Here is a 12,303-nt window from a genome sequence, read left to right as displayed (position 1 = left end):
AGGATAAAGCATAGCATTTCTTACTCTTTATTGACGAAATGATAAGGGAATGGTATGATAGGCATGGAAATAAGGGAGCTTGTAAACAGGCTGAGAGGAAGTTGTGAACTTCGACCGATTACCTGATTTGGATAATGCCAACGTAGGGACTGCAGGAAATATCGCGGGTTATGCATACATGGCATAGCCCTTTTTTCATATGTTGAAAGGAAGGCGGTAACGATGAAGGATATGAAGGGCTGCATCTTTGATTTGGATGGCACATTGGTGGATTCCATGTGGGTATGGAGGGATTTAGGAGAGGTGTATCTGAAAGCAAAGGGGATTCCGGCAGCGGGGAATCTCAGTGAAATCCTGCGTCCGATGACGATGAAGGCTGCCATTCTGTATCTGAAGGAAGCCTATGCTATTGAAGATTCTTTCTTGCAGATGAGTGAGGAGGTTTATGCGATCGTCCGTCATCGCTATCAACATGAGGTTGCTGTCAAGCAGGGGGCGGAAGACTGCCTGCGAAAATTAAAGGCAAAGGGAGTGCGTATGGGAGTGCTGACCGCATGTGAGCGTATCTCTGCAGAGCAGGTGCTGAGACGCTGTGGATTGCTGCCATATTTTGATTTTGTCGCAAGCTGTGAGGAGCTGCCCTATGATAAGCAGGATGGCCGTTTGTATGAATACATAGTGAGAAAACTGAAAACCGATCCGGAAGAAACCATGTTTGTAGAGGATGCTCTGCATGCCGTAAAAGCATTGAAGGAAAACGGTTATCATGTAACTGCGGTATATGATGCGGCCAATCAGGCACAATGGAAGGAAATCTGCGGCCTTGCGGATGAGGCGCTGGATTCCCTAAAACAAGTAGAATAAGGAGATTATCATGAAAAATGTATTAACGATTGCCGGTACTGACCCGAGCGGAGGGGCTGGGGCACAGGCGGATTTGAAAACCTTTATGGCGCATGAGGTGTATGGGATGAGTGTAATTACAGCACTGGTGGCACAGAATACCACAGGGGTTACGGCGATTATGGATGTGCCACAACAGTTTCTGCGAGAACAGCTGGACTGTGTATTTACCGATATACGGCCGGATGCTGTGAAAATCGGTATGGTATCTCGGCATGAGCTGATTGCAGTCATTGTGGAAAAGCTGAAGCTGTACAAAGCAGAAAACATTGTTGTGGATCCTGTTATGGTCAGTACCAGCGGCTCCAGTCTGCTGGATGCTTCAGCGTTACAGCTGTTGAAGGAGGAGCTGCTGCCTCTTGCGGATATCATTACGCCCAACATACCGGAGGCTGAGGTTCTGGCAGATATGCGGATACAATGCAGAGAGGATATGCAGACTGCGGCAGCCGTAATTGCGCAAAGCTATGACGGCTATATACTTATCAAGGGCGGTCATTCTATGAAGCGCTGTGATGACCTGCTGGTATACAGAGGGAAGCAGCACTGGCTAAGCTGTGAGAGGATACAAAATCCGAATACGCATGGTACCGGCTGTACGTTGTCCAGTGCCATTGCCTCAAATCTTGCCAAGGGGTATGCGATGGTGACAGCAGTGGAAAAAGCAAAGGCATATATCAGCGGTGCCTTGCGTGACGGTCTTGATTTGGGAAAAGGAAGCGGCCCGCTGAATCACTGCTGGAATATCAAACAAAAGCAGCCTCTTTAAAGAAGCAGATATGTATAGCTGTGCAGGTTAAATGCAGAACCAATGATAATCAGGTCATCCACATACGAATCAATCATGATCAGATTATGAAAATAAAGAGCCACATATGATTGGGATGCATGTCCGTTCTGTATGCAGAACGGATTCACTTTACCTTTTTGAAGTTAGATTGATAGACAGGCTGTTTCCATCAATTCATTTGAAATAGCCTTCCTTTTGAAAAAAGGTTCCGTGTTTTTGATAAAGATGTGGTATGATATAGGAAGAAAGGGGTTTCTGGTGATAATGTTGGTAAAGGTGAATAATCTCTGCCATTTTGCCGGAGCCTGTGTGTAGAAACGGGGTTGTTGCTATGAAAAGCAGTAAGGAGCTTCTGGATGAATTTCAGTTAGATCCATGGATGCTGTATGATACGATTGTCAACAGTACGGATGATTATATCTATCTTGTGAATATGCAGGAGGATCGTGCATTGATATCGGAAAATATGCTACAGGATTTCGATCTTCCTGATTTAATAGTCCCTGGCTTGATTCCATTGTGGGGAAATCTAGTTCATGAACGTGACCGACAGCGGTTTGACGATTCCATTGCGGCGATGCTGCGCGGAGATACGGATGAGCATAATGTGGAATATCAGGTTCGCAATCGGAAAAATGAATATATCTGGGTCATTTGCAGAGGACTGCTGAAACGCAATGCGCAAGGAGAGCCGATATTTTTTGCCGGTATTGTAACAAACCTGGAAAACAAGGGGAAAATTGACTCCATAACAGGACTGTTCACACAAACAGCCTGTGAAAATACAGTAACACAGCTGCTGAAGCATCAATGCAAGGGTGGAATCCTATTGCTTGGACTGGATGATTTTTCACATATCAATGAATTGAATGATCATATCTTCGGGGATGCGGTTCTGCGTCAGTTTTCGCAAACCATGCAGCGGCTTCTGCCATCTGCTGCACGAATGTACCGCTTCGATGGTGATGAATTTGCTATCGTATATGAACAGGCAACCCGCAAGCAGGTGCGTGAGCTGTATAAAATCATCCATGCATATTGCAACCGCAGACACCGTATTGATAATACCGGTTATTTCTGCACGGTATCGGGAGGTATTGCCATGTTCTGGGAGGATGGCGATAATTATCTTGATCTGATCAAATATGCAGATAATGCTCTGGAAGCAAGTAAGTACCGCGGTAAGAATCAGTGTACACAGTTTTCCCATGAGCTGGTAAAAATCAAACGCCGCCGTTTATCTATTACGAATCAGCTGCAGAATTGTGTATTGCGCGGTATGCAGGATTTCTATTTGGTATATCAGCCGCTGATCAATGCTGCCAGCATGCAGGTGGAGGGGGCAGAGGCATTGCTGCGCTGGACGAGCAGTGAGTATGGCAATGTACGGCCGGATGAATTTATCCCCATACTGGAATCTGCCGGGCTGATCCATCAGGCGGGGAAATGGGTCTTTCAGGAGGCGGTGAAAACCTGTCGGGAATGGGTGCAGGAAAATCCGCAGTTTGTAATGAATATCAATTTCTCTTACATACAAATGCTGAATGATGATCTTCTGCCCTTCATACGTAGGACACTGAAGCAGGCAGAGCTATCTCCTGAGCATATTGTGATTGAGCTTACGGAAAGCTGCTTTGTGACCGAAATGGATGCTCTGAAGCGCTCTTTCCAGCAGCTGCGGGAAATGGGAATCCGTATCGCTATAGACGATTTTGGAACCGGATATTCCTCATTGGGAATGCTGTCACAGATGCCGGCGGATATCGTAAAGATCGATCGGCTGTTTATTTCCGCCATTCATGAAAATTCCTTCCATCAAAGCTTTATCAATGCGGTTATCCAATTATGTCACAGTGTGGGAATTCGCGTCTGTGTGGAAGGGGTTGAGGAGCAGGCGGAGCTGAAGGTCGTGCGTGATATTCAGGCAGATAATATTCAGGGCTTTTATTTCTCAAAGCCGGTGGAAAAGCGAGCCTTTCATGAGCGCTTTCTTGATGCAAAGCCGGTGATGCAGGGTGATTTATAAAGCAAAAATGTCCATTGGATACGGCGCGAATGCTGGATCTGATGGACTTTTCTGTTATCAATGGCAGGCGTTAAGGAATATATACCTGACAGATTTTTCTGATTTTAAGAAGAAGATACAAAAGAATTGATACCTGCCAATGAGTTTGTATGTTACGATTCTCCTATAGCCAAATCGCAAAAACTGCGATAGCTGTTCCTTGATTTCTTTTCGTCTTTGTTTTTGTATGTTATGCTAATTAGCATAACATGAGCGACTTTTAAGATAGCTGCTGTAATCTTTACTGTCTGCAAGCGGTATAGAAAAGAGACACCCAATAGAGTACAGTCTTTATTTTACCATGCAGAAAACAGATAATACACAGACCTGCAGCAGCTGGAGCTTTATGTTTCTATAATATCATTTTCAATACTCTTTATGACTCTGGCAGGAATACCTCCGACAACACAATTATCTGGAATATCCTTGGTGACGACAGCACCAGCCGCTATTATTACATTGTCTCCTATTGTGACACCGGGCAAAATTGTAACATTCCCTCCTATCCACACATCATTGCCAATGCTGACAGGCTTTGCGATGCCAAGATGTCTGCGACGCTCAAGGGGAGAAAGAGGATGGTTTACCGTAGTGATTAAGGTATTCGGACCAATCATAACATAATCTCCTATGTGAATGGGAGCAATATCCAAAATTGTCACATTATAATTGGTTAGAAAATTTCTTCCTGCATGAATATTTTTACCATGATCACAGTTGAATACAGGCAGGATGACAGCATTTTCTCCAACAGAGCCAAAGAGCATGCTCATAGCCTCTGTCCGTTCTTCTTCATTTTGCATAGGGATAGCATTTAATTTTTGACACCATGTCAAAGCATGCAGCTTTCTGCCATCTACTTCAGCATCCCAAAAATCATATGCCAGCCCTGCTTCCAATTTTTCAAGCTCACTCATATGTTTCAGCATCCTTTCTCTACATGAAGGCAATTACATCATCAGGTCTTTATCTGAATTTCTTATTCTACTGCGTGCAGTTCCAATACCAAGGCAGAGCTATCCGTGTTTTCTTTTGTGCTCCTTGCCTTCCTTTCATCGGAAAACGGTCTTTGTTTGCAATAGGATATGATAAGAAAAAGCATACAGACAATCCAGATAATTGGTTCTGTAAGACAAACACACAGATATCCAAGCATCGGAATCAGCCATATTCCGGCTAGTACCTTTACAAAAAGCTCAAAAGAGCTTGCAATAACAGGGATTATCTTTTGACCGATTGCCTGCAGGCTTGTCCGAAGTGCCAGCAAAATCCCCAGAGCAGGATAACATAAAAAATGAAGTCGCAGGCTTACTACTGCATTGTCAATCACCTGCGGATCTGTAGTGCCAGTAAGCATCTGCACGGCGGTACCTCCAAGCAAGAAGATTGCAAGGCAGGAGAACAGTCCCCAGCTTACCTCCATCGCCATTACCTTTTTTAAAGTCTGGCGAATACGTTCTGTTTTTCCTGCACCCCAGTTTTGACTGGTGAATGTGGAGAATGCTGTTGCAATCGACGCTAGCGGCATCATCATAATACCAATCAGCTTTCTGGCCGCCGTATGAGCGACAATCAGCATTTCCCCCAGCTCATTTATTGCACGCTGATATACGACGGAGCCGATATCCACAACACAAAGCATAAGCGCCATGGCAAAGCCTGCAGAAACCATTTCTTTTAATAGAGGTACTTCCAGATGAAAATGCTTTTTACCTGGAAGTATCTCCCTATATTTACGAATTACATAAATTCCTGAGAAAATGGCACTAGAGCTCTCTGCAATAACGGTCGCAGCCGCAGCACCCTGTACTCCCCAGCCTAAGCCCATGATAAACAAGCAGTCCAGACTGAGGTTGATAATACAGGAGAGGATTAGAAAATAAAGCGGTGTTTTGCTGTTGCCGACAGCTCGCATAATGCCTGCCAGCATATTGTAAAGGATGGTAGCCAGCATGCCTGCAATGATAATTGCTATATAGGCATAAGCATCAGTAAAAATACGATCCGGGATATTGATCAGCTGCAGCAGGGGTGTTAAAAAAAGCAGTGAAAAAACGGTAAGTATCAGGGTGATTACCAGATCCAGCACAAGCATGACAGCAATCGATTTTTTCAGCCGATCCGAATCCTTTGCGCCAAATGCCTGTGCTACAACGATTCCATAGCCGCTGTTTAGACCGGATGCAAAATTCATAAGCAGAGAAAATACGGAGCTTGTTGCACCAATCGCTGCAATCGCGCTATCCCCGAGGTTATAACCGGCAATCATTGTATCAGCTATATTGTAAATCTGTTGAAAAATATTACCGATAAATAATGGAATAGCGAAAGCCAAAATCAGCCGGATCGGTTTTCCCTTTGTCATATCATTTGTTATGGTTGTTTTGTTTGCCAAGCCTATTCCTCCTAAAAGTAACTCTGTTTTTCTCTAAAAGTGTTCGTCCTCATATAATTATCTCCTATATGAACTTCTCTTACATTTTAATGGTATCTCTTCATATTTTCAGCGCTAAATCTTCATATAAAGGGTGGTAATTTCTCAGATTCAGTTTATAACGACTCTCTTGTAATATTTTTTAACCAGTCGTATTTTTTATAGTGAAGAATAGCAGCCGGAACCTTTACCACCTCATCCAGATTGATAACAAGAAACACGATAATCACAGGGAGTTGAAAATAAAAAGCAGCTAGAAAACCTGCAGGGACAGCAAATATCCACATTGTTACTGTATCGCAGAGCAGGCCAAACCTGGAGTCTCCTCCGGCTGGAAAAACACCGGCTATCGTCATCATATTGATGGATTTTGCAATCATATAGCAGGCACACAGTAGCAGCATCCATTTTAAATATTCCGTAGCCTGTGGACTTAGCGCTGTCACCTTGATAATGAGGGGTGAAAGTGCAAGCAAAAGTATACCGGATATGACACCGCTGCTTATTGCCAGCTTCCACAAAATACTTCCATATGCTTTTGCCTGCTCTAAATTTCCTGTCCCCAGCTCATTTCCAATGATGATGCCGCCGCCATTGACAAGGCCGGTACAAAAGCTTACGATAAGATTTTTTACAATATTGGTAATGGAATTCGCGGCAACTGCATCATTGCCCAAATGTCCCATAATGACTGAATACATGGTAAAGCCTACGCCCCAGACAAGATAATCCCCCAGCATAGGCAAAGTGTATCGCCAGTAATCTTTTATCAGCTGCTTATCTGCAGAGAAGCAGTATTTAACATGCAGCCGTACATGCCGATCCTGCAGTGATTCTATAAAAGCCCATAGCAGCTCGATGAATTTTGAGACTGCTGTCGCAAGAGCAGCACCGGCAATCCCCATCGCTGGAAAAAAGAGAAATCCAAAGATCAGCGCGATATTCAGAAAAATATTTATCATAACAGAGGCTGAACCAATCACCATGCTTTTCACAGCATAGCCTGTGTTTTTTAATACGCAGAGATATATCTGTGATATCCCGGTAAATACATAGGATACAGCCACAATGCGAAGGTAGGTAACACCTCCGTCAATAAGCTGGGATTCCTGTGTGAATATCCGCATCAGCTGCTCAGGAACAAAAAAAGAGGCAAGGAAAAAAATTGCAGATATCAAAAACGATACCTTCGTAACATAAGCAAAAATTTTTTCGATGGAATTCATATCACCTCTGCCATAATACTGTGCAGCCAGGATACTTGTCCCCATTGTCAGGCCGCCCATAAAAAGATTAAATACAAACGTTATCTGACCAGCTAGAGAAACGGCAGAAAGAGAATCCTGATTAACAAATCCAAGCATCAATGCATCCGAAGCACTGACAGCCGCCAGCATGAATTGCTGGAAGGCAATTGGTAAAACAAGCGAGCATAATCTATGGTAAAAAGCGGTATGCTTTCCACCAGTATCTTTATATATCATAATAACCTCCTCATAATGTCCCTATTGTAAAGAAAATTACAAAGCAAAACAGCGCTAAATCTTAATACATTTAGTGGTATTTTCAAATATACTTGGTATAATGAAATAAGAAATTGCATAGGAGGTTACTGTCATGTTTCAGGATAAAATTGTTGTCATTACCGGTGGAGTACAGGGAATCGGCAAATGTATTGCCGATGAATTTCTAAAGGAGGGCGCGATGGTTTGTGTTATTGATAAACAGCCGGGCGGTTATTTTACAGGGGATCTGGCTGATGAAAGAACCCTTTCTGCATTTGCGGAAAAGGTGATTTCCGAATACGGACATGTAGATTATCTTATCAATAACGCACTTCCGTTGATGAAGGGAATAGATACCTGTTCATATGATGAATTTAATTATGCTTTGCGTGTCGGTGTCACTGCACCGTTTTATCTTGCTAAACTATTTGCACCTTATTTTTCGCAGGGAGCTGCAATCATTAACATTTCCTCAACCAGAGATCGCATGAGCCAGCCGCAGACAGAAAGCTACGCAGCTGCGAAAGGCGGTATATCGGCTTTAACGCATGCCCTTGCAGTCAGCTTTTCAGGCAAGGTGCGCGTCAACTCAATTTCTCCAGGATGGATCGATACGAATTTCCAGGAATTTGACGGTGCAGATTCCGCACAGCATCCAGCAGGACGTGTCGGTAATCCGCTTGACATTGCCAATATGGTTTTGTATCTTTGCTCAGAAAAAGCAGGCTTCCTTACAGGAGAAAACATTTGCATTGACGGAGGAATGAGCCATCAAATGATCTATCACGGCGATTTTGATTGGACTCATGGAAAGGGATAATATGGGAAAGGAATTATTTTGCGCTTCCATACAGCAGCTCCGCCAGCAGTTTCCGGCATTGGATTGGACGTATCATGATGTTCTTATTGGAAGCCAAACGGAGAAAATGTTTCGCTGGCCGGGAGAGCCTGATGAGGAAATTCTCATCTGTGTGCATCAGAGCAGAGGAAGGCAGGAATTGTTTCACCGGCATGATTTCTTTTACTTCAACTTTACATATGAGGGGGAATATGATTCCATTAGTTTTAAATATGACAATCGAATTACGATACATGAAGGAGAGCTTTATGCCGGACAGCCCTTTGCCGGACATGCGTTATGTGTCCATGATGATTCTGAAACAACTATTATCGGTGTTTTGATTCAGCGTGAAGCATTTTTTAGAACCTTTTTACCTATGCTTTCTTCCAATATCAGACTGTTTCATTTCTTGCTGGATCCTGCGACAAATCAGTTTTCCGATGAATTTATCCATTTTAAAATAGAAGATGACTGTACGATACGAGCACTGCTTGAAATGATGGTTATTGAGTATGCACACAAGCAGGATGACAGTCAGGCTGTATTAAAGGCGCTCACTCTTTCTTTTTTGTTACAGGTGGCGCGGCAATTTGTGCAGGAGCATCAAAGCTCTGCCAGTGAAAGGCTGTCTGAGAAAATTGTGCAGTACATGAGTGAGCATTTTGATCATGTGACCTTAAAAGATATCGCACATCATTTTTCTTACCATCCAAACTATGTTTCCACACTTCTTCATCGGGAGCTTGGCAAATCATTTTCTGAGCTTCTCCTTGAGCAGCGGATGGAACGTGCCGTTATTTTATTAAAAGGCACAAATTTACCTGTAGACGAAATCGCCACATTGCTTGGCTACAGCAATAGCAGTAATTTTTATAAAGCGTTTCGGGAATATTTCAATGCTTCCCCTCGCGAATATATTGCATCGCAAACAGTATAGAAGGGAATAAAATAACTTTTCGGGTATGCGAACATAGTACTGCACAAACAGACTAAGAAGCATTACGTAGTAATCACCTTTTTTATCCTGTTGATATAGCATGAGGTTCAAATACGGACAGGTTATTAGACGATGTAATGTTTAAAATTTTGCTCTTGTGAATGTCAGACAAAGCATGTCGTTTATAGAGCTTGTATACGACATAAGAGTGTTTATGCTATACTTTAGCTGTAACACAAGGAGGATGAGTATGAGTGTAGAAATCTGGAGCATCATCGGCATCATAGCTGTTCTATGTGTGATTGGATCAATTCTAGAAGTTCGCTTTGTCTTGCGCAGACGGGATCACCGACGGAGTGAGGAACTAAATGACGTGGAGAAATAGAATCAATAGCTATACCATGTATTGATTAAGAGCGTAAAAAGGGATGCGTTTTTCGACACCCTTTTTATTTTTACCGAAAGAATTGATTGAGCGTTCTTTATAAGTGAAAGTGTGTGTAGACGGAAAGAGCGAATACAGTCCCTGTTATGCGGTGACAGGTACAGGCTTTTTCTTATTCCTTTTCAGGATTGCGTTATCTTTTCATCGGTCTAAAAAAGGCTATACGGTGTTTAACGGTAAAAAAAGCTGATTTGTATGATGCTTGAAAGCTGTTGTCTGTTTTCTGGCGTTAGATAAGGCATATTGACATGCTGGGAACAAGTGTACATTTTGATCTATATACGTATGGAAGCAAGCTCAGCGATGGCTAGCTTCCTTTGAGGTAACCTGTGCATTTCTTATACAAATAAGAAAATACAAAACATCTGTTTTCATACATTCATAAAATATGATAATCAAAAAGCAGAATACTATTCGCGTGTAACATCATAAATTCAAATATGGTGATAGAACGATCATAAGCAGTGCAGCTTCTGCAATGCAACATAGCGGCAAAAAATTTCCAAATATTACAAAATAACTTATGATGAACACATCCTTTTCTTTCAGTATAATTAGGAAAAGAAAGAGGAATGTGAGAAGGATGAAAAAGTATTCTGTCGAAAATTATATGGGATTTTAGATTATCTTTTTAGAAGTTCTTGAATGTCGGTATAGCCCGTGTTTCCGGGCTTTTCCGGCATTTTTGATATTGTTAGATACTTACAAATGTTCTTATTACCTCTCACCATTTCCCCCTCAAAAGTAGTAAATGGAGTAGTAAAACCGGCCTTGTGTCAGGCTGCCAGCCGTTCCATTTCTGCCCTTGCGGAATCGAATGTGGCGTGTGCATAATAGTTCAGCGTCATGGTGATATTGGAATGTCCCATAATGTACTGCAAGGCTTTGGGGTTCATTCCCGCATTGGCTAACCGGGTGCAGAATGTATGACGCATAGCATGGGGCGTCGTCGTTTTCGGCAACGCTTCTTCATGGCTCTTGTTGTACTTCTTCACAAGCCTGCCAAACATCCCGCCATAATCTACCGCCGTCATGGGATAGCCGTTCTGTTTGAGAAACAGGAAATTGGCATACCCGTCAATAATGAACGGCTTTGCACCTTTGCGGTTTTTTATCACTCGCTGGAACGCCTGATACACTTCCTCATTCATGGGGATTTTTCTGACGCCGCTTTGGGTCTTGGGTTCGTCAATATAGTAACCGACGCCGGTATTTCTCAAAAGCTGGTGGCTCACGATGATTACCCGGTTTTCAAAATCCAAATCTTTGTCCGTCAGTCCGCACAGTTCCGAAATGCGAAGCCCTGTCCCCAGCAGAATAACGATTGCGTCATAATGCTTTTGGTAAACCTTATCACCTTGAATAAAGGACAGAAAACTTTCTTCCTGTGCTGGTGTAAGAGGCACCTTTGGTTCCGTATCGTCGTCCAGAACGTCACTAAGCTGGAAGTCAAACGGGTTTTTTCGGATGCAATCGTCCTGTATGGCGGTGTAAAAAGCCGCTTTCAGGGAACGCTTGTCGTTATTGATGGTCTTATAAGAAAGGCCCTTTTCTTTCATCCGAAGCGCCCATTCCTTTGCGTCGGACAGCTTCACACTGTCAATCGGGCAGCTCCCCAGCCGATCTTGTTCCAGAATACGCATCAGCCGTTCCCGGCCCAGTTTGGTGTTGTGCTTCACATTGCCCCGGTGCCTGATCTGCTTGGCGTAGAGCTGGCAGACGGTCATTTTCTTGCCGATGGTGTCTATCCCGTCGTCAAGGTCTTTCTGGATTTCTTTCTCCTTTTCCCGGAGTGAAATATCCTCCCGTTTACCTGCCGGGGTCTTATCCGTAGGCACTAACTTCCATGAGTAAACAAACTGCGGTTTTCCAAAGGTATCAACATATTTGTAAGCATATCGTCCGTCTTTTCTCTGGCTCTCTCCAGACCGCAAAACGCGATTTTTGCTGTCTCGTCTTTTTTCTGACATCTCGTCATGCTCCTTTCCATGACGGAAAGAGCCGCATATATGCTTATAAATTATTATAACATATCTGCGGCCCTTTTTCACTATTAGATTGTGTCCAAAGTGTCAATTATTTTCTCAAACTGCTTGCGTTTGATCTGGATGCGGTTGCCATTCATAATGACCCAGCCAGAGGCCGGATTTTCCTCGGCCAGCTTACGCAATTTGTTTTCTCCGATACGGAAATATTTAGACGCTTCCTCAATCGTCAGCGTGTATTTTTCCCAAATAGGCACATCATGGTTCATAATGCAGCCCCCTTTCACAAATTCAAAGGTTTGTGTGATTTAGGGGCATAGACGGACGGCTGCTGGCACAGCTCCACGGGACTTTCACCCCCGCGTGGTTCTCACGCGGCCCTACCCATTGCCTGCGAC

The 12,303-nt window shown here is 43.4% G+C and carries 10 protein-coding genes and 1 riboswitch; of the genes, 5 read left to right on the top strand and 5 right to left on the bottom strand.

Translation table 11 applies throughout. The annotated features are described in order from the left end of the window. The first annotated feature begins 61 nt into the window (after positions 1–61). Positions 62–166: riboswitch (TPP riboswitch) on the top strand. Positions 167–231: 65 nt separating this feature from the next. The 3 genes from GKZ87_17080 (at position 232) to GKZ87_17070 (ending at position 3,719) form a co-directional block, all read left to right on the top strand. Further along, positions 232–864, top strand: a complete 633-nt coding sequence (locus GKZ87_17080; GenBank protein QSI28004.1) for an HAD-IA family hydrolase — start codon at positions 232–234, stop codon at positions 862–864. Between the two features lie 10 nt (positions 865–874). Continuing rightward, positions 875–1,672, top strand: coding sequence for a bifunctional hydroxymethylpyrimidine kinase/phosphomethylpyrimidine kinase (thiD, locus tag GKZ87_17075; GenBank protein QSI27075.1), 798 nt, complete (start codon positions 875–877; stop codon positions 1,670–1,672). Positions 1,673–2,024: 352 nt separating this feature from the next. Next, positions 2,025–3,719, top strand: a complete 1,695-nt coding sequence (locus GKZ87_17070) for an EAL domain-containing protein (protein QSI27074.1) — start codon at positions 2,025–2,027, stop codon at positions 3,717–3,719. A 383-nt stretch (positions 3,720–4,102) separates the two neighbouring features. On the opposite strand, the gene GKZ87_17065 is transcribed toward GKZ87_17070, so the two are convergent. The 3 genes from GKZ87_17065 to GKZ87_17055 form a co-directional block, all read right to left on the bottom strand. Further along, positions 4,103–4,675: a sugar O-acetyltransferase gene (locus tag GKZ87_17065; protein QSI27073.1), complete on the bottom strand. Its 573-nt coding sequence runs from the start codon at positions 4,673–4,675 to the stop codon at positions 4,103–4,105. 62 nt (positions 4,676–4,737) lie between these two features. Further along, positions 4,738–6,153 carry an MATE family efflux transporter gene (locus GKZ87_17060; protein QSI27072.1) on the bottom strand — a complete coding sequence of 472 codons (1,416 nt, stop codon included), beginning with the start codon at positions 6,151–6,153 and terminating at the stop codon, positions 4,738–4,740. A 155-nt stretch (positions 6,154–6,308) separates the two neighbouring features. After that, a complete protein-coding gene (locus GKZ87_17055) occupies positions 6,309–7,676 on the bottom strand; it encodes an MATE family efflux transporter (GenBank protein ID QSI27071.1) in 1,368 nt (455 codons plus the stop codon). A 133-nt stretch (positions 7,677–7,809) separates the two neighbouring features. Here GKZ87_17055 and GKZ87_17050 point away from each other — a divergent pair, with 133 nt between their 5' ends. Together GKZ87_17050 and GKZ87_17045 are read left to right on the top strand one after the other, a co-directional pair. Continuing rightward, positions 7,810–8,517, top strand: coding sequence for an SDR family oxidoreductase (locus tag GKZ87_17050; GenBank protein ID QSI27070.1), 708 nt, complete (start codon positions 7,810–7,812; stop codon positions 8,515–8,517). Position 8,518: 1 nt separating this feature from the next. Then, positions 8,519–9,475 carry a helix-turn-helix domain-containing protein gene (locus GKZ87_17045; GenBank protein ID QSI27069.1) on the top strand — a complete coding sequence of 319 codons (957 nt, stop codon included), beginning with the start codon at positions 8,519–8,521 and terminating at the stop codon, positions 9,473–9,475. A gap of 1,221 nt (positions 9,476–10,696) precedes the next feature. Here the strand turns inward: GKZ87_17045 and GKZ87_17040 are convergent. Both GKZ87_17040 and GKZ87_17035 read right to left on the bottom strand, forming a co-directional pair. Continuing rightward, on the bottom strand, positions 10,697–11,890 hold the full coding sequence (locus tag GKZ87_17040; protein QSI28003.1) for a tyrosine-type recombinase/integrase: 1,194 nt from the start codon (positions 11,888–11,890) through the stop codon (positions 10,697–10,699). 83 nt (positions 11,891–11,973) lie between these two features. After that, the gene (locus tag GKZ87_17035) at positions 11,974–12,177 is read right to left on the bottom strand and encodes an excisionase (protein QSI28002.1); all 204 of its coding nucleotides are present in this window, start codon (positions 12,175–12,177) and stop codon (positions 11,974–11,976) included. Positions 12,178–12,303 lie beyond the last annotated feature (126 nt).

Source organism: Erysipelotrichaceae bacterium 66202529, from assembly GCA_017161075.1.
Taxonomy (GTDB): Bacteria; Bacillota_I; Bacilli_A; order Erysipelotrichales; family Erysipelotrichaceae; genus Clostridium_AQ.
The sequence above is the reverse complement of the archived record's forward strand: the minus strand, read 5'-3'. Positions and strand labels throughout refer to the sequence as shown.